Genomic DNA, 496 nt, shown 5'->3' on the forward strand with positions numbered 1-496 from the left:
TTAACAGTTAACAATCTGACAGTAAATGAAGGTTCACCTTACGCTGTATTCACGGTTACTGGTGCAACAGATCAGTTTGTCAAACTCACAACTGCAAACGGTACAGCAGGTTCAGCTGACTATGGCTCTGCTTTACAGTATTTCAATCCAGACGCTAACAATGGTGCTGGTGCTTGGGTTGACTATACGGCTGGCGACTATGTCCAAATTCCGGAGGGTCCTAACCACAATGGCACAACCCTATTAGTACGGGCTACCATTGCTAGCGATACTGCCGCAGACAATGGTGAGACATTTACATTAACGGCAACGAATACTGGTGGTGTCGCCAATGTGATTAGTACTGGCAATGCCGGTATTGCGACTATCAAAGACGACGGCACTGGCAGCATATTTACAGCTGCTAATACCACTGGTAATCCAGATACGCCTACCGCTCCATTGGATGATGATCGTCCGTTGGCCGTCTCTAGCGTCACCGTGAACGAAGGTTCAC

Annotated in this window: 1 protein-coding gene; it reads left to right on the forward strand. The window is 47.8% G+C overall.

The features are described 5' to 3' along the window. The coding region (locus ICN28_RS09445) for a hypothetical protein (protein WP_216288263.1) at positions 1-496 on the forward strand (496 nt) is incomplete at both ends.

It is taken from the genome of Polynucleobacter sp. 30F-ANTBAC (genome assembly GCF_018882385.1).
Taxonomy (GTDB): Bacteria; Pseudomonadota; Gammaproteobacteria; order Burkholderiales; family Burkholderiaceae; genus Polynucleobacter.